General features: G+C 63.4%; 13 protein-coding genes. 5 read left to right on the plus strand and 8 right to left on the minus strand.

Features of this window, described 5'->3' with window-relative positions; all coding sequences use genetic code 11:
• Positions 1-49: 49 nt before the first annotated feature.
• Entirely contained in the window at positions 50-310 is a 261-nt protein-coding gene (locus ACAty_RS05320; RefSeq protein ID WP_004871609.1) for a GlsB/YeaQ/YmgE family stress response membrane protein, read from the minus strand.
• 97 nt (positions 311-407) lie between these two features.
• Positions 408-758, minus strand: a complete 351-nt coding sequence (locus ACAty_RS05325; RefSeq protein WP_004871611.1) for a YbjQ family protein — start codon at positions 756-758, stop codon at positions 408-410.
• Positions 759-901: 143 nt separating this feature from the next.
• Here ACAty_RS05325 and ACAty_RS05330 point away from each other — a divergent pair, with 143 nt between their 5' ends.
• The 3 genes from ACAty_RS05330 to ACAty_RS05340 are packed head-to-tail and all read left to right on the plus strand — an operon-like array spanning position 902 to position 3,149.
• Entirely contained in the window at positions 902-1,141 is a 240-nt protein-coding gene (locus tag ACAty_RS05330; RefSeq protein WP_004871612.1) for a DUF3311 domain-containing protein, read from the plus strand.
• Between the two features lies 1 nt (position 1,142).
• Positions 1,143-2,684 (plus strand): monocarboxylate uptake permease MctP, encoded by a 1,542-nt coding sequence (mctP, locus tag ACAty_RS05335; RefSeq protein WP_038471731.1) that lies wholly within the window; start codon positions 1,143-1,145, stop codon positions 2,682-2,684.
• Between the two features lie 57 nt (positions 2,685-2,741).
• Complete coding sequence (locus tag ACAty_RS05340) at positions 2,742-3,149, plus strand: group III truncated hemoglobin (RefSeq protein ID WP_004871615.1); 408 nt, start codon at positions 2,742-2,744, stop codon at positions 3,147-3,149.
• On the opposite strand, the gene ilvA is transcribed toward ACAty_RS05340, so the two are convergent.
• The 4 genes from ilvA to ACAty_RS05360 are packed head-to-tail and all read right to left on the minus strand — an operon-like array spanning position 3,120 to position 6,280.
• Positions 3,120-4,712, minus strand: a complete 1,593-nt coding sequence (ilvA, locus tag ACAty_RS05345) for a threonine ammonia-lyase, biosynthetic (RefSeq protein ID WP_004871617.1) — start codon at positions 4,710-4,712, stop codon at positions 3,120-3,122. The two genes, ACAty_RS05340 and ilvA, sit on opposite strands and share 30 nt — an antisense overlap.
• Positions 4,709-5,110 carry a winged helix-turn-helix domain-containing protein gene (locus tag ACAty_RS05350; protein WP_004871620.1) on the minus strand — a complete coding sequence of 134 codons (402 nt, stop codon included), beginning with the start codon at positions 5,108-5,110 and terminating at the stop codon, positions 4,709-4,711. The genes ilvA and ACAty_RS05350 overlap by 4 nt, the downstream gene beginning before the upstream one ends.
• Positions 5,103-6,068 (minus strand): YheT family hydrolase, encoded by a 966-nt coding sequence (locus ACAty_RS05355; protein ID WP_004871623.1) that lies wholly within the window; start codon positions 6,066-6,068, stop codon positions 5,103-5,105. The genes ACAty_RS05350 and ACAty_RS05355 overlap by 8 nt, the downstream gene beginning before the upstream one ends.
• On the minus strand, positions 6,065-6,280 hold the full coding sequence (locus ACAty_RS05360) for a hypothetical protein (RefSeq protein WP_004871625.1): 216 nt from the start codon (positions 6,278-6,280) through the stop codon (positions 6,065-6,067). Before ACAty_RS05360 ends, ACAty_RS05355 begins: the two co-directional genes overlap by 4 nt.
• A 558-nt stretch (positions 6,281-6,838) precedes the next feature.
• Here ACAty_RS05360 and ACAty_RS05365 point away from each other — a divergent pair.
• Positions 6,839-12,793, plus strand: a complete 5,955-nt coding sequence (locus ACAty_RS05365) for an alpha-2-macroglobulin family protein (protein WP_238323817.1) — start codon at positions 6,839-6,841, stop codon at positions 12,791-12,793.
• Between the two features lie 36 nt (positions 12,794-12,829).
• Positions 12,830-15,214, plus strand: coding sequence for a penicillin-binding protein 1C (pbpC, locus tag ACAty_RS05370; protein ID WP_014002824.1), 2,385 nt, complete (start codon positions 12,830-12,832; stop codon positions 15,212-15,214).
• Positions 15,215-15,271: 57 nt separating this feature from the next.
• On the opposite strand, the gene ACAty_RS05375 is transcribed toward pbpC, so the two are convergent.
• Positions 15,272-16,450 (minus strand): acetate/propionate family kinase, encoded by a 1,179-nt coding sequence (locus ACAty_RS05375; protein WP_004871634.1) that lies wholly within the window; start codon positions 16,448-16,450, stop codon positions 15,272-15,274.
• On the minus strand, positions 16,438-17,724 hold the full coding sequence (locus tag ACAty_RS05380) for a dihydrolipoamide acetyltransferase family protein (protein WP_004871637.1): 1,287 nt from the start codon (positions 17,722-17,724) through the stop codon (positions 16,438-16,440). Before ACAty_RS05380 ends, ACAty_RS05375 begins: the two co-directional genes overlap by 13 nt.
• Between the last annotated feature and the right edge of the window lie 7 nt (positions 17,725-17,731).

Below are 17,731 nucleotides of genomic sequence, written 5' to 3' on the forward strand. Positions count from 1 at the left end.
GCCTTGGGGAAAAGACCAAGCCCCCTTGGCCTTTTCCCGACAGTAAAGCTCAGGCTCGCTTGATGAGCTTGATGATGAAGAGCAGCACGGCCGCGCCGATGGTGGCAACCACGATGGCACCGATGATCCCGGCACCGAAGAGTCCCGCTAGTCCAAGGGCCGTCAGCAGGAAACCACCGACGAAGGCGCCGATGATACCAACCACGATATCACCGATGAGGCCGAAGCCCCGGCCACGGATGAGTAAACCGGCAAGCCAACCAGCAACGGCACCGATCAGCAGAAATACGATAAAGCTTGCAATGCTCATGCTATCATCCTCTACGAGTGCTGGTGGAAAAATAAGCTTACGGGATTGCCCATGTCGAAACAATGTGTTCTCAATGCGTTGCTGGCTTCTCCGTGGATCATGTCGATATGGGAGTAACCACGACGGCGGTGCCGTAGGCGGTAATTTCGTTCATGGCCTGACCTTGTCCCGAGTCGAATTCACCCGAATCGAAACGCATGCCAAGGACAGCGTTCGCCCCCAGACTCCGGGCATGTTCCGCCAGTGCGGCGAGGGCATCGTCACGATTCTGATTGATGAGTTGGGTAAAACCGCTCTGTTTGCCGCCGAATATGGCGCGCACGCCACCGAGGAAATTGCCGACGATGGTACGCGAGCGCACACTGGTACCGTAGACGGGGCCGATGACGCGGGCAATGGTGTGTCCCGGGCAGTCGTTGATGGTGAGGATAAGGACGGAATCGTTCACTTGGACCTCCTTTGCTGTGGGGCTCGCCTATCAGTGTAAAGCCTTTTGTGCGGCAACGCGTCCGTTTTTCCCTTGTCTTGAAAGGGGCAAATGGCCTACCGTAGTCACTGCATACGTATCCGGAACTCTACTGTGGATCACCCATGAACGACACGAAAACATCGCCCCTATCGCGACATCCGCACCGTTTGCGCTGGCTGGATATGGTCCTGCTGGCCATTCCTTGCGTAGCGGTTCTCATGGTTCCTTTTTACAATCGAGTTGAACCAGAGCTCTGGGGAATTCCGTTTTTTTACTGGTGGCAGCTGCTGTGGGTGCCGCTCTGCAGTGTTTTCCTGGGCGCGGTTTATTGGCGCCTGCGCCGTCGCCGCCGCGGATCCTGACATGCACTTTTGGACCATAGGGGTGTTTTTGGCTTGTTTTGCGCTGGTGACCTGGATCGGTTTGCGCGCCGCCCGTTGGCAAAGTGGCGATCTACGGGAGCTGCACGAATGGGGCCTGGGTGGTCGACGCTTTGGTAGGTGGATAACCTGGTTTCTTATCGGTGGAGACCTCTATACCGCGTACACCTTCATAGCCGTTCCGGCCCTGGTTTTTGGTGCCGGTGCCCTGGGTTTCTTCGCCTTGCCCTATACGGTGCTCGTCTATCCCCTGGTTTTTGCCATCCTGCCGCGCTTGTGGGCGGTGGCACATCGGCACGGCTTTGTCACCGCTGCCGATTTCGTCGCTGGCCGCTACGACAGTCCGCTGCTGGCCTTTGCCGTGGCGGCCACGGGCTTTATCGCCACCATGCCCTACATCGCCCTGCAGCTAGTGGGGATTCAGGTGGTTATTGCCGCCTTGGGTTTATCCACGGGGCCGGGCTGGTTGGGGGAGATTCCCTTACTGGTCGCCTTTGCGGTGCTTGCGGTTTTTACCTATCTCAGCGGCTTGCGGGCCCCGGCCATGATCGCTGTTGTCAAGGATGTGCTGGTGTACATCACCATCTTCGCCCTCATCGTCGTGCTGCCCATGAAGCTCGGCGGTTTTGCCGCCATCTTTGCCAAGGTTCCCGTAGATCATCTCCTGCTACCGGCAGCCCACGGTGGGCAATTGGGTTTGCAAAGCTTTTATGTGACGCTCGCGCTCGGTTCGGCCATGGCACTCATGTTCTACCCCCACGCGACCACGGCCGTGCTTTCGGCACGGGGCACCGAGGTTCTCCGCTGGAATTGGGTCTTCCTGCCCGCCTATTCCCTCGTACTTGGCCTCGTCGCGCTGCTGGGCTTCATGGCGCAGGCGGCGGATCTGCCCAAACTGCCGGACCTGGCACCGTACTTTCAGAGTTTTGGCCCGCAATTTGCCATGCCTGGCCTACTCCTGCACTTCTTCCCGCAGTGGTTCGCGGGCTTGGGGCTCGCGGCGGTGGCCATCGGCGCCCTGGTGCCTGCCTCCATCATGTCCATAGCGGCGGCCAATCTTTTCACCCGCAATCTCTACAAGGCGTACCTGCGCCCCCAGTGTTCGCCCCACGAAGAGACCCAGATGGCGAAATGGATGTCTCTGGTGGTGAAGTTCGGGGCGCTCCTGTTCATACTTTTCCTGCCCCTGCAATTTGCCATCCAGCTGCAACTCATGGGGGGTATCCTCATCCTGCAGACCCTGCCCGCCATTGCCGGTGGGCTGTATACGCGCTGGTTCGATCCCCGTGCCCTGCTCGTGGGATGGCTGGTGGGTATGGGTTGGGGTATCTGGGCCTTGTCCCTGACAGGGTTCCAAAAGTCGGTCTATACCCTCCATCTCGGCAACTGGAGTATCCCGGCCTACGTCGGGATTTACGCCCTGCTGTTGAATCTTGGGCTGGCGGTGTTGGTCACCCTTGGCCTGCGCCTGGCTGGGCGTGCCCATCGGCGGGATGCTACGAAGATGCCGGACTACCTGGGCTAGGGCCTTTGCTGCAGACGGCGTAGAATGGAGGGGTCGACTAGCTGGGAGTGCCTTGCCATGGCCAACGATCCTTCCGTCCTGCCCAAACGCCGCCTCGAGCCCCTCTGCGACAAGATCGGGCTGCCCACCATTCGCGCGGTGGTGGACGATTTCTATGAGCGTATCCAGCACCATCCGACGCTGGCGGAGCCCTTTTCCGTGGTCGCCGACTGGGATCTCCACAAGGAGCGCCTCACCCACTACTGGTGGACGGTCATGGGTGGGCTACCCTACCGTGACTTTCGCTATGCCCTGGGCGACAAGCACGCGCCCCTCGGGCTCAGTAACGCGCTGGTGGACGACTGGCTGGCCCTTTTTCAGGAGACCATGACCGACCATCTGGAGCCCGATCTGGCGCGTCGCTGGCAGGGCATGGCTCAAGGCATCGGCGAATCCCTACGCTTGATGTTCGCCCGCGACCACTAGGGACGGGGTAGAGCACGGCTGGGAGTCCGCCGCTTCGCCGTCCGCATCGCCCTGGTCCAGGAAGAATCGATAGGCAAGGTTTTCCGTCTCTTCGGCGTAGGGTAGATTCAGGGATGCGAGCATCCGCGCAAAATCCTCGGCCTCGCTGGGGTCCACCTCGAAACCCGCCAGCACCCGGCCAAAGTCGACACCGTTGTTGCGGTAGTGGAAGAGGCTGATGTTCCAGCGCCCACCGGTCTTCTCCAAAAAATCCATGAGCGCGCCCGGTCGTTCCGGAAATTCGAAGCGAAATACGCGCTCGTGCCGTGCGGCGCGGGCGTGGCCGCCCACCATGTGGCGGATGTGCAGCTTGGCCAATTCGTCGTCCGAAAGATCCGAGGCGCGATGCCCCAAGGCCTGTAGTCCGCGCAGGAGATTTTGGGCATCCTCGCGGTCGCGCACGGCCACGCCCACGAAGATCTGGGCCTCGTCGCGCCGGTGCAGGCGATAATTGAACTCGGTGATGACACGCTCGCGACCGATGGCAGCACAGAAGGCGCGGAACGCACCGGGCTGCTCCGGGATGGTCACGGCAAACAGGGCTTCGCGGTTTTCGCCGATCTCGGTGCGCTCGGCAATGAAGCGCAGTCGGTCGAAGTTCATGTTGGCACCGGAGAGAATGGCCACCCAGGCACCGCGGGATGGCGCTGCCTCGGCGGCTTTGCGCTTGAGGCCAGCAACCGCCAAGGCCCCGGCGGGCTCCATGATGCTCCGCGTTTCTTCGAAGACATCCTTGATGGCGGCACAGATCTCGTCGTTGCTGACCCGGACGATCTCGTCCACATACTGACGGCACAGGGCAAAGGTGTGTTTGCCCACCTGGCGCACGGCAACACCATCGGCAAAGATGCCCACCTGATCCAGAGCAATGCGCGTATCCGCCTGCAGGGAACGGTACATGGCATCGGCCTCGAAGGGCTCGACACCGATGATGCGCAGTTCCGGCACGATGGCCTTGAGATACGCGGCGATACCTGCGATGAGACCTCCGCCGCCGACGGGTACGAAAATGGCGTCCAGACCCTCGCCGTGCTGGCGCAGTATCTCTGCACCCACCGTACCCTGACCGGCGATGACCAGTGGATCGTCGAAGGGGTGGATGAAGACCATGCCGGTCTCTTCGATCAAACGGTTACAGTGCAGCTGGGCGTCGGAATAATTGTCGCCGTGCAGGATCACTTCGGCACCGGCATTGCGCACCGCTTGAATCTTGATGTCGGGGGTGGTGCGCGGCATGACGATGACGGCATCGATCCCGAGGCTGCGGGCTCCCCAGGCGACACCCTGGGCGTGGTTACCGGCACTGGCGGCTATGACCCCCCGTGCACGCTCCTCGGCGCTGAGGTGCGCCATGCGGTTGTAGGCTCCGCGAATCTTGAAGCTGAAGATGGGCTGCAGATCCTCGCGCTTGAAGAGCACCTGCCGCTGCAGTCGTGCCGAGAGCTTGGGTGCGGCCTCCAGGGGGGTCTCCCGAGCGACGTCGTAGACACGACTGCAGAGGATTTCGCGGAGCAGATTTTTCACGCGGACGGGTCCTCCGTGCTGGCCGGAAGTGGCCCATCGGGTCGCAGCAGGCGGCGAAAGTCGTCCATATCCTCCTGCAAGACGGCTTGTGCCTTTTGTTCCATGGCGGCATAGCGACGCAGTACATCCATACCCAGAGGGGTCAGGCGGGCACCACCCCCGCGGCTGCCCCCCGTTGCCGTGCCCACCAAGGGTTCAATGAAGGAGCGATTCATGGTGTCCACCAGAAGCCAGGCACGGCGATAGCTCATGCCCATGGCGCGCGCTGCCGCGGATATGGATCCGTGCTCGCGGATTGCGCGCAGTAGTTCGGCCTTGCCCGGCCCCATGGCGATGGCTTCGGCGAGGAGGATGCGAAGCCGTGGCGCATTGCTGTGACTGTGTTTACCCTTACTCATGGTGCAAGTGTCCCGCAAAAAACGCGATGAGGCTCTCGGCGAGCCAACGGAGGTGACCCGGAAAAGTGCCACTGACGTAGCCCACATGTCCGCCATGATCGGTTATACAGGGCGTAACCGTGGGGCTTTTGGGCCAGGAGCGGACGCTATCCACCGGTACGATAGGATCATTGGCGCTGTGGAGCAACCAAGTGGGTACGGCGATGTCCTGCAGTACCGGTCCGGCAGAAGCTTCGCGCCAGAAGCTCAGGGCATCGGCGAAGCCGTGGACCGGAGCGGTGAAGGCATCGTCGAACTCGCGCAGGCTGCGGGCCTTGCGAACCGCCTGCCAGTCGGCCATCTGTGGAAAACGGCGGCGGTAACGGCCCATACTGGCCTTCAGGGTGCGCAGAAAGAAAGCGGCATAGATCCGGTTCTGTGGCGCATCCAGGTGCATTGCCGTGGCCGTGAGATCGATGGGCGCACAGACGGCGGCGGCGGCGCGCAAGGGCACGGCGGCCCCGTCCTCCCCCAGATACTTGAGGAGCACGTTGCCACCCAGGGAAACACCGGCGGCAAAGCGTATGCGGTCTGGAAAGCGTTCCGCCAGGGTGGCCATGATCCAGCGCAGTTCAGCGCTGTCACCGGCGTGGTAGGCGCGCGGTCGCAGATTGTCGAGGCCACCGCAGCCGCGAAAATTCACCAGAGCGCCATTCCAGCCGCGGCGGCCAAGGCACTCGGCAAAGGCGCGCGCGTAGTGACCACGGCTGCTGCTGGCAAGGCCGTGGAAGAGTGCGACGATGGGTGCGTCTGCGCGACCGTCGATCCAGTCCACGGCGAGGCGGTCGGCGTCGGGCGTAGTCCAGATCTCCCGCCGATACTGCGGCCGGGGTGCGCGAGCCAGGAAGGGCGCCCACAGGGTCTCACCGTGGCCGTTGGGCAGCCACCGGGGAGAGCGGAAGGCGCAGGGAGGATTCAATCCTCGACGTAAGCGTCGTGATCGCGGAGGAAGACTTCCAGCTCTTCGATGCAACTGCCGCAACCGCTTCCGCAGCCGGCATGGACCATCAAGAGCTCCATGAAGGGCAGGGGATTGGCCCGTTGTTTTTCGAGAATCTCGTTGAAGGTGGCCGCCGAGCAGCAGCAATAGGGACTATCGTCCTGCTCCAGAGCCTGAGGATTGGCTGGCATAAGATTAATGAAACCTCTTCACGGACTTTGAGGGTGCAAGCGCGTGGAACACGCGGGCTACCGGCAATGTATACATGCCGTTATTTTGCTTGTCCCGGCGCCCATCCGCAAGGGCGGGGACGGCGGCAGGCCGGCCCTTGACGCCGGAGCAGCGCGTCCATTACGCTACATCGCAAATATATGAGGGAGCGAAGACGTGCCTACCATGGTTGCAAGGTCTGTCCTGTCGGGCCTTCGTGTTTGGCGTTGTGCCGAGGGGCTCCAGTATCGGTGCATACGGGTTATGGGCGATGCGCCTCTTTCTGCCCGATTCTCGGCAGGGCCACCGTCGCTTTGCACTTCGCATGAGTCCCTGTTTTCGATCCTGTATCCAATTTCCGCCCGTGGTCGGCGGAGCACGCGCTCTGCGCGGCCCACTGACCCTGTGCCGCGTTCGTGTTGGCCGTCTGCGGCCGCCTTTGGATTTGCTTAGGGACGAGGAAGGGGGCACCGCGCGTGGACGAACAGCAGAAAAGATCTCCAGATTCCGTAACGCCCGAGGGTCCGCGTAGTGCGGGCGTGGGAAGAATCCTCCGCCGCTTCTGGAATGGGCTGAAAAGCCTGTGGATAATGCTTTTCGGGCAGATCCACTGGATCGGACCGCGGTGGCTCCAGAAGCTCTGGCAGGGGCTTTGCCGTCGGCCCTTTACCGTCGCGGTGGTGGCGTTGCTGTTGCTGGCCATGGGTTTCGGCGCCGAGCGCGGTTATCGTTGGTATAGCCACCGCCCGCAAGTAAAGGGAGTCACCGTCCAGATACAGGCGCCGGAGGTGACGAACTATGGCAAGACGCCCGTGGAAGTCCATCCGCTCATCCTGCGATTCTCGGAGTCGGCGGCGCCCCTCGCCCAGGTAGACAAGGTCGCGGGCCCGGGCCTCGAACTACAGCCGCGCATTGCCGGCCAATGGCGCTGGGAAGGCGATGATCGGCTCAGCTTCACGCCGCAAGCGGACTGGCCCGTCGGACAAAAGTTTCGCCTGCGCATCGACGCGGAAAAGGCCCTGCGCCGTGGTGCGCTCCTGAACAAGACGCGCTACGAGTTCCGCACCGAGCCTTTCGGCTACCGCATAGAGAAGGAGGAGTTCTATCAGGATTCCGAAAATCCCTTGAACAAGTCGGCACTTTTCACGCTGAAGTTCAATTATCCCGTCGCTCCGGAGAGTCTCGCCAAGGCCGTCCACCTGCAACAACAAGTCCCCAGTGCGCGCTGGAAATATCTTTTCCGGCCCGGCGCGAAGGTGCCCGCCGTCATCACCTACGATGCCCGCGGACTCCAGGCCTTCGTGCGCTCGGAACGTCTGCAGACACCGGTGGACAGCCAGAAGCTGCGTTTGACCGTCGACAAGGGAGTGCGCAGCCAGCGCGGTGGGCCAGCGACGACCGAACCGCAGGAGGGTGAGGTCACCATCCCAGGCCTTTACAGTCTGAGCCTGAGCGAGGTGAAGCTTACCCTCGTGGACGACGAGCAGGGTATCCCCCATCAGACGCTGCTGGTGGAGAGTAGTTCGCCGGTGCTGGGCAAGGATCTGCAGAAGCAGACGCGCGTCTGGTTGTTGCCGGCGACGGATGCCGACGGGAGAGAGCACCGATACTGGTCTGCCTCCGAGGTGTCGACGGAGGTGTTGCAGCGTTCGACGTCGCTGAATCTGGATCTGCAGCCCACCGAGCGGGATGCTGACACCCTTCAGGCGTTCCGCCTGCAAGCGCCGCCGAGGCGCAGTCTGTTCGTGGAGATCCACTCCGGCCTGGTGGCTGCGGGTGGCTACCAATTGGGACGCTCCGTGACCCGGACCGTGTCGGTTCCGGATTACCCCAAGCTCCTGAAATTCATGGGCTCCGGCGCCCTGCTGACCCTCGGCGGTGACCGCAAGGTAACGGTGGTGGCGCGTAACCTCCCGGGGGCACAGATGCGCATCGGCCGCCTACAGCCCGAGCAACTCCAGCATCTCGTGGCCCTCAATCGCGGGGATTTCCAGAACCCGCGCCTGGAAATCGGTAGCAAACACCTGGTCGCGCGTTTTCACGAGGAGGTGGCTCTGCCTTCGGATGATCCGGGTCAGCTGCATTACCACGGTTTCGACCTCGGCCCCTACCTTGCCCGGAACGGTCGGGAGCACGGCGTCTTCCTGTTGGAGCTCGCGTCCTGGAATCCCCAGCAACCCAGGGTCTGGCCCGGCGATTCCGATGCCTTCGAAGGCAGCGCCTACCACAGCGAGCGATCGGATGGAGACAGTCGTCTGATCGTCATTACCGATCTTGGCCTGCTGGCCAAGCGTAACGCTGACGGGAGTTGGGAGGTCTTCGTGCAATCCCTGGCGAAGGGTCAGCCAGTGGCAGGGGTGATGGTACAGGTCCTGGCGCTCAACGGCGAGGTATTGCGCAGGGCGACGACGGGCGCGGACGGGCATGTGCATTTCCCGGAACTTTCCGGCTTCTACGACGAGCAACGCGCCGTAGCCTTCACAGCGATGACCGGCGATGGCTCCGATTTCTCCTTTTTGCCCATGGACCGCAGCGATCGCGAGTTGGATTACTCGCGCTTCGACGTGGGTGGTGCGCCCAATGCGCGCGATGGCGGGGAGCTGAGCGCCTTCCTCTTTTCCGATCGCGGACTGTACCGCCCTGGTGAACGCATGCACCTGGGGATCATCCTGCGCACGGCCGATTGGCACGGAGATATGAGCGGCATGCCACTGGAGATACGTCTCAGCGATGCCCGCGGTCGAACCGTCGCCCGCCAGAAGCTCCGCGCTGACGCCGATGGCTTCCTGGAGTGGGACTACCGCACGGTGGACAGTGCGCCGACAGGCACCTGGACGGCCGAGCTCTATCTCACGAAAGAGGACACGGAGCAGCGCCTGGGCTCCACCACCGTGCAGGTCAAGGAATTTGAGCCGGATCGGACGCGGACGCGCCTGGCCTTCGTCCCGGCCCAGGCCAAGGGCTGGGTCAAGCCCGGTGGACTGAAGGCCGAGCTGCAGGCGGACACGCTCTACGGTACTCCTGCCGACCACCGGCGCGTGAGTGCCAGCCTGCAACTGCGGCCGGCGGTGCCGGCCTTTGCGAGCTGGGCGGACTACCGTTTCTCCGATCCGCGCAAGGCCAAGGAGGGCTATTCGGAATCCCTCGCCGACATGCAGACGGACGACTCAGGCCGGGTGATCTTCCCGGTGGACCTATCGGGCTTTGCACCAGCAACCTACACCCTGGATCTCTACACGCAAGTTTTCGAGCCGGGCAGTGGCCGTAGCGTGGCGGCGAGGGCGACCACCCTGGTATCCAGCGCCGACTACCTGGTGGGCATCAAAACCACGGATTCCCTGGATTTCATAGCACGCGGAGCCACCCGTAAGGTGGGGATCGTCGCCGTGAACCCGCAGCTCGAGGCCATTGCCGTGGAGGGCCTGCGGGCAAAGATCGTCGAAGCCCGCTACGTTTCGGTGCTTACCAAGCAGGACTCTGGGGTCTACAAGTACGAGTCCCGACTCAAGGAAACGGAGCTGAGCAGCACGCCATTGAAGTTGCCGAAAGGGCCGCTGGCATTTCCGTTGCCGACGGACAAACCCGGAACCTTCGCCCTGATCCTCGAGGATCGCGATGGTCGCCGTCTCAATCGCGTCGACTACATGGTGGCGGGCAATGCCGATCTGAGCCGCTCCCTGGAACGCAATGCGGAGCTGGAGCTGCGCCTGGACCGCAAGGATTACGCACCGGGCGACCAGATTGCCGTGTCCATTCGCGCCCCCTACGCCGGTAACGGGCTCATCACGATCGAGCGCGACAAGGTGTATGCCTGGACCTGGTTTCATGCCGGTGCGTCTGCGTCCGTTCAGCACATTACCGTGCCCGAGGGGTTGGAGGGCAATGCCTACGTGAATGTGCAGTTCGTCCGTGATCCATCGTCGGCAGAGATCTTCACCAGTCCCCTGAGTTATGGCGTCGAACCGTTTTCCGTGGATCGTTCGGCGCGCACCCAGCCTCTGCAGATCCAGGCAGCGCAGCAGATCAAGCCGGGACAGACCCTGGATTTGACCGTCAAGACCGCTGGTAAGGCTCAGGTGGCGGTCTTTGCCGTGGACGCAGGTATTTTGCAGGTGGCCCACTACCGTCTGGAGAATCCTCTGGATTACTTTCTGCGCAAGCGCATGCTGGACGTGCAGTCGGCGCAGATCCTCGATCTGATCCTGCCGAGTTTCCGCCAGTTCACGGCAGCCAGCCACGTGGGTGGTGACGAGGACGCCAGTCGTGGTCAACTGCTCAATCCTTTCAAAGGGAAACACGAGGTGCCAGTGGCCTGGTGGTCGGGGATCGTCACCGTGGACGGCAGCCGGCGGTTCCAATATACCGTGCCCGACTCTTTCAACGGCGAGCTGAAGCTCATGGCCGTGGCGGTGACGCCGGAGCGCATCGGCATCGCCGAGAACCACACGACGGTCCGCGGCGATTTCATTCTGAGTCCCAACGTTCCACCAGCCCTTGCCCCCGGCGACCGCTTCGACGCCAGTGTGCAGGTGGTGAACAATCTCCCCGCAGGCACACCGGGCGGGAATGACCTGCGGGTAGAGCTGCAGGTCGGGCCGGGCCTTGCCCTCGATGGTGCAAAGATCCAGCAATTGCGTCTTGCGCCGGGACAGTCCAGCCTCGTTCATTTTCCGGTGCAGGCGCTACAGCGCTTGGGGCCCAGCGAACTACTCTACCGGGTATGGACAGGCGAGCGCGCAACCCTGAGAAAGGTAGCCATCTCGGTGCGCCCGGCAGCGGCTCGGCTGACGGAGCTGCGCTCGGGCCGACTCAAGCCGGGGCAGACGGAGATCGTCAGTCCCCTGGAGGAATTTTTTCCAGAGCGCTCTGCGCGTCTCGCGGCCATGTCCTTCTCGCCCATGGTGTTGGCGCGTGGTCTCACCAGCTATCTGGACACCTATTCCCATTACTGTACAGAGCAGTTGATATCGGCGGCGACTCCGGCCCTCATAGCGGCACAGCACCCAGAATTTGCCCTGGATGCGGCTGCGGCCAGCCAGGCACCGCAGCGCATTGCCCGCATGCTCGAGACTCTGGGCAACCGACAGAACGGCGAGGGGGGCTTTGGTGTGTGGACGGCGACGCCGGTGGCCGATCCTTTCGTCTCTACCTACGCCGTGGACTTTCTCCTGCAGGCGCGCCAAAGCGGACTCTCGGTACCCGCCGACATGCTGGACCGTGGCCTCGCCTATCTGCGCCACATGGCGGCCGACGATGGCCTCGGGTCCCTACCCGAGTTACGGGCACGGGCCTATGCCATCTACGTGCTGACGGCTTCGGGACAGGTCACCAGCAACCTCATCGCCGGCGTCCAACAGCGTCTGCAGAGCGCCTATCCGGCGGTCTGGAAACAGGATCTGGCCGCGGCTTACCTGGCGGCGTCTTATCAAATGCTCAAACAGCAGGAGACTGCGGATGATCTCATCCGTGGACCCTGGCAGGCTTTCCTCAAGAATGCCGAGGTGGGCAACGATTGGGGTTATGCCTACTACGACGATCCCCTCATTCGCCGGGCCCAGACCCTTGCCATCGTCGAACGCTACTTCCCGAAACTCGCTGCGGGACTGTCTGTGGAACGTTTGGACGGCATGCTGAAACTCGTCGACGACAATCGCTACAATTCCCTGTCCTCCGCGTTGACGCTGCTGGCGCTGACCAATCTGCCGGCAGGGGCCGTACCGCCCAAGGGCTTGGCCATGGCACAAAGCGCCGAGGCAGGAAAGGATGGACCCTTTAGCGCCTTTGGCGAGATCCAGGGCGTCCTGCTTCGGGGTAGTCTGAGCCCGAGGAGCCGCGCCTTGCGCTTGAGCTACGCCAAGGGCGAAGGGGATAAGCACCCGGCTTGGTTCAGCCTGAGTCAGTCGGGGTATCCCCGGGCGACCCCCACCAAGCCCCTACGGGAAGGCATGGAGATCCTGCGCGAGTATCGCGACGCCCAAGGGCGGCCGGTGCAGAGTCTGGAATTGGGTCAGGAAGTCACCGTGCGCATTCGTTTGCGTAGCCTCAAGGACAGCGTGGACAATGTGGCCATCGTCGACATCCTCCCCGGAGGTTTCGAGGTGGTGAGCGGACCGGCCAAGCCCACGGTCGCCAGCGCGGTAAGAAGCGATGCCCACGAGGCAGACGATGGCGATTCTGGGGACGAGGCTGAAACGCAGGATACGCCAGAGTCCGAGGGCGACGGCCTGGCCCAGCCGGGTACGACCCTGACCCCGGAATATGTCGATATACGTGAGGATCGTGTGCTGCTCTATGCGCGCGCAGAGCCAAAGGCAAAGGAGTACATCTATCGTATCCGACCGACGAGCGTGGGCCGTTTTGCAACGGCCCCCATCTACGCCGAGAGCCTATACAATCGCCGGCAACGGGCGTACGCACCGGCCGGTGCGGTGCTGCAGGTGAAAGCGGTGAGCGTCGGCGCGAAGCCAAAGGCGCCGGCTCCAGCCAAGCCCTGAGGCCCGGCTTGGGCTGGTGTGCGGGAGAGCGCGGTCGTGACTGAGCGGCATGGTCATGGACGCTGGTGGGTGATGCTTTTCCTCGTCGCTGCGCTGCTCTGCGGCGGTTATGTGCTGCGTCACGACCCCCTGCGCGGTACCTCGGACCTGCGGGACTGGCGTGCGCAGTCCACCCTGCTGACCGATCGGCATGGGCGTTGGCTGCGTCTCACCCTCGCTCAGGATGAGCAATACCGACTCTGGACTCCCTTGGAGCGTATCGATCCTCGCCTGCGCGAGGCGATTCTCATGAAGGAAGACCGCTATTTCTATTATGAGCCGGGCTTCAATCCCTGGAGCTTGCTGCGTGGTGCCTACCGCACCTATCTTCGCCATCGGCATCCTCAGGGTGGATCCACGATCACCATGCAGCTCGCCCGTCTCCTGTGGAATATCGACACGCGCGATCCCCGAGGAAAGTTGCGCCAGATTGCCTACGCCCTGGACCTGGAGCTCCATTTCAGCAAGGCACAGATCCTTGAGGCTTATCTCAACTACGCGCCCTTCGGTCGCAACATTCAGGGGGTTGGGGCGGCAAGCCGGATCTATTTCGGTCACGGTGTCGAAGGTCTGAGCTTGCCGGAGCTGTTGACCCTTGCCGTTTTACCCCAGGACCCGGGGCAGCGCGGCCGCATCGACCGGGACGGAAATGCGGCGTTGTTGGCAGCACGTCAGAGACTCTATGCCAAGTGGCGCGAGCATCATCCCGTGACCGCCGCCGAGGACGCAGCGCTGCGTTTGCCCATGGCGTTGTCCAGCGTCGCGCAGTTGCCCTACCATGCGCCTTGGTTTGTGGATCAGGTGCTCCAGGAAGAGCGGACCCGCGCCCTGCTCCGGCAGGGGGGGCTGCCGTCGGAGCTGCACACCAGTCTCGATCTGGCCATGCAGCGGATTGTCGAGGGACAGCTGCACGCGTTCGTGCAGGAGCAGCAAATAAAAGGTATTCGCAACGCCGCTGCCCTTTTGGTAGACACCCGCGATATGGGTATCCGTGCTCTGGTGGGCTCCGCCAATTTCTTCGACGCTGCCATTGCCGGCCAGGTGAACGGCACCCTGGGCAAGCGCTCTCCCGGCTCGACCCTGAAACCTTTCATTTATGCCCTGGCCTTTGATCAGGGCGTGGTGATCCCAGCGACGGTACTGCGCGATGTGCCCACTGCCTTCGGTCCCTACACTCCGGAAAACTTCGACAGCCGCTTCGAGGGGCCCATTACCGTCACCGATGCACTCATCCGCAGCCGCAACATTCCCGCGGTGGATGTGGCCGCGCGTCTGCACCACCCGAGTTTTTACGATTTTCTCCGCGCGGCCGGTATCACCGGGCTGGCACCGGAGTCTCACTACGGCCTAGCATTGGTGCTGGGAGGCGGAGAAGTCACCATGCAGGAACTGGCCACGCTCTACGCCTTACTCAACAACGACGGACGGCTGCGCCCTCTTTCGCTACTGGCGAAGAACGGTACCGACCAGAGCGCGGGACCACGTCTACTCAGTCCTGAGGCCAGTTATCTGGTCCTCGACATACTGCGGCAGAATCCGAGTCCCCTGGTGGCGCCCACGGGCCAGGCCCGGGATCTGCCGGTGGCCTGGAAAACCGGTACCTCCTCGGGCTTTCGCGATGCCTGGAGTGTGGCGGTGTTCGATCACTACGTGCTGGTGGTCTGGGTGGGCAATTTCGACGGTACCGCCAATCCTGCCCTCATCGGTGCCGAGGTGGCGGCACCCTTGCTCTTTCGCACCATTTACGCGCTGCGGGCCAGTGGCGTGGGTCTTGAGCGCGCGGCGACACCCATGCCGCCGCCGCGTCTGCGCCGCGTCGACGTTTGTCTTTCCAGCGGCGCCCTGCCAACGGTCTGGTGTCCGCGCCGGGGTAAGAGCTGGTTCATCCCCGGAGTTTCCCCCATCGCCGTGGACAGCGTGTATCGGCCCATCTGGGTCGACCGTCGCAGCGGCCGCGCCGTCTGTCCTCCCTACGACCCGCGGCGCCACGAACTGCGGGTCTACGCCTATTGGCCCAGTGAGCTTCGCCAGGTGTTTGCCCAGGCCGGTATTCCCCGCGCGCGGCCGCCGGCGCCAGCGGTCTGTGGCAGCGCCGGCGCGGCGGTGGATGGCTCAGCGCCGCAGATTCGCAGTCCACTGCGGGGCTTGACCTATCTTTTGGGCCCCACGGGCGGCGAGCAGACGCCCTTGCATCTCAGCGCCGATGCCGACGGTGACGTCGCCCGTTTGTATTGGTTTGCGGGCAGCACGTATCTGGGCCAGAGCGCCAGTGGGCAGAGTCTGGAGTGGCGACCGCAGCGCCCCGGCACCTACCGTCTGCGGGTGGTGGACGACCGTGGTCGTGCCGATTCGCGTACCGTACAGGTGGCTCTGCGACCTTGAAGGTGCGGCTGACCCCGGCGGCAATTGCCCAGGGCTGCGCTGCACCTTGGCTTTGGATCAGACGATCTGGGCGATATCCTGGGTGTGGCGGGCAATGGTGAGGTCTTCGTTGGTGGGGATCACCAGGACTTCCACGGGGCTGTCCGCCCGGGAGATGCGCCGGCGAGATTCGCCATTGGCCTGTGGGTCGAGGCGGATGCCCAGATCCTCCAGGGGGCGACAGATGGACCAGCGCAGGGGGGCGGCGTGTTCGCCGATACCGCCCGTGAAGACCAGGCGATCGAGACCGCCGAGGACGGCCATGAAGGCACCGATACCCTTGCGCACGCTGTAGGCAAAAATCTCCAAGGCCTGGGCCGCGTGCGCGTTCTGCCCCCGTTCGGCCAGCAAGGTTTGCACGTCGCCGCTGACTCCGGAGATACCCAGCATCCCCGAGAGGCGGTTGAGAAGGCGCTCCAACTGTGGTCCGGTGTAGCCTTTTTCGGCAATGAGGTAAAGTAGGACGCCGGGGTCGAGATCGCCGCTGCGCGTCCCCATGACCAAGCCCCCGGTGGGCGTGAGCCCCATGCTGGTGTCCAGGCAGCGACCGTCGGCAATGGCGGCGAGACTGGCACCATTGCCGAGGTGGGCGACGATGAGGCGTCCGCGACCGCCGTCCGTCAGCTGGGAAAGGATGTACTCGTACGAGAGGCCGTGGAAGCCGTACTTGCGTACGCCTTCGTGCCAGAGGTTGCGGGGTAGGGGGAAACGGGCGGCGAGCTCGGGGATGTCGCGGTGGAAGGCGGTGTCAAAGCAGGCGACCTGGGGGATTTCGGGCCAGTGGCGCCGTACGGCTTCGATGGCGGCGATTTCGGCTGGCAGATGCAAGGGCGCAAAAGGTAAAGCCTCGCGCAGATCCTGGAGGACACGCTCGTCGACACGAATGTGATTCGTGTGCCGGGGTCCGCCGGCGACGATGCGGTGTCCGACGGCCGCCGGTGGCGGGTAGGAGAGGCTTTCCAGGCTGCGGAAGAGCGTGGTCAGGGCAGCATTCGCGTCGGGGAAGGGGGCCTGTTCCTCCCGCCGCTCCTCGTTGGGGGTCTGAATCCAGAGCCGGCCCACACTCTGACCGATGCGCTCGATGGCACCTTCGGCGAGGCACTGGCCCGAGTCGGCGACGGGTACGGCATAGACGGCAAACTTGAGGGAGGACGAGCCGCTATTGATGCACAGGACCGTCGAGCCTAATCCAGCCACTGGACCTGCTCCAAGCGTTCCGCCAGTCTCCCGAGAAAGCGGGCGGCATCGGCACCGAAGATCACCCGGTGGTCACAGCTCAAGGTAAAGTCCGTTTGCCCCTGGGTGTCGCTGGCGGATACCGCCAGGATGGCAGAGGCCCCACTGGGGACTATGGCGTTGAAGTGCGTAATGTGGGGGAAAACGCCCAGATTGGAGAGGTAGAAGGTCGCCCCTTCGTAATCCTCCGGCGCCAGACGTCCTTTGCGGGTCTTGCCGAGGAGAATCCGCCAATCCTCCGCCAGCTCCTGGAGGGGACGACGGGCGGCGTCCCGCAGGACGGGGGTGACCAGCCCGTCGCCCGTATCCACGGCGATGCCGACATCGACGCGCTCGCGCTGGGCGAGCCCCGCCGGCGTCCAGACGTGGTTGAACCAGGGATCTTCGGCGACGGTGAGGGCGCAGGCCCGAGCCAGGGCGAGGGTGAGACTCACTTTGCGTGCTTTGGCCCGCTCGTGGAGGGTTTGCAGGGCGAGGCGGGAGCCGATCTGGAAAGTCGGGGTATGGAGCGTGGCCGTCATGTTGCGCGCGACGGCCGCCCGCATGGGCCGCAGCCTCTCCAGTCGGTGTGGAGGCCCGTAGCGCAGGTCGGGTTCGGATCCGGCCATGGCCGCGGCAAGGACTTCCGCCCCGTGTATTCGACCGTCGGGGCCGGGACGCAGGTGTTCCAGGTCGACACCCAGATCCCGGGCCAGGGCTCGGGCGTAGGGCGAGGCTGGCACCCTGGGGGAGCCCGTGGATCGCGATTCCGCCGGTGCCGATGCGGCGGGGCTGAAATCGTCGGTCCCGGACAGGTTCGTGGCGACTGGGGTGGAAATGGCGGCCGGCGTGCCGTTCTGCACATCGGTGGCGACCTCGGCGGCCGCCTTTGCCGGCGCGGCTCTGGGCGAAGCCGGATTGGTGCTCTCGGCAGCACTGTCCGCCTTTGGCGTGGGCGCAGGAGTTTCGGTTGCGGACGTGGTGCGGGCATCGGTGGCCTCGGTTTTTGCCGCTTCCTGCGAATCGACGATGTAGGCAATGGTCTGGCGTACGGGAATGTCCTCATCCACAGGCGCCAGGGGACCCGCCAGAAAACCGTCGGCAAAGGCTTCGACGTCCAGAATCGCTTTGTCCGTTTCCACCTCGGCGATGGCTTCGCCTTTCTTGACGGGGTCCCCTACGGCCTTGTTCCAGCGCACCAGGCGTCCAGTTTCCATGGTGTCCGACAGCACCGGCATGGTAACGGCCTGTTTCATGATCCGT

Origin of the sequence: Acidithiobacillus caldus ATCC 51756, assembly GCF_000175575.2 — a bacterium.
In the GTDB taxonomy this organism is placed as follows: Bacteria; Pseudomonadota; Gammaproteobacteria; order Acidithiobacillales; family Acidithiobacillaceae; genus Acidithiobacillus_A; species Acidithiobacillus_A caldus.

Coding starts and splice junctions, on each gene's coding strand:
- ACAty_RS05320 (WP_004871609.1), bottom strand. CDS start 310: ATGAGCATTGCAAGCTTTATCGTATTTCTGCTGATCGGTGCCGTTGCT.
- ACAty_RS05330 (WP_004871612.1), top strand. CDS start 902: ATGAACGACACGAAAACATCGCCCCTATCGCGACATCCGCACCGTTTG.
- mctP (WP_038471731.1), top strand. CDS start 1,143: ATGCACTTTTGGACCATAGGGGTGTTTTTGGCTTGTTTTGCGCTGGTG.
- ACAty_RS05340 (WP_004871615.1), top strand. CDS start 2,742: ATGGCCAACGATCCTTCCGTCCTGCCCAAACGCCGCCTCGAGCCCCTC.
- ACAty_RS05350 (WP_004871620.1), bottom strand. CDS start 5,110: ATGAGTAAGGGTAAACACAGTCACAGCAATGCGCCACGGCTTCGCATC.
- ACAty_RS05360 (WP_004871625.1), bottom strand. CDS start 6,280: ATGCCAGCCAATCCTCAGGCTCTGGAGCAGGACGATAGTCCCTATTGC.
- ACAty_RS05380 (WP_004871637.1), bottom strand. CDS start 17,724: ATGAAACAGGCCGTTACCATGCCGGTGCTGTCGGACACCATGGAAACT.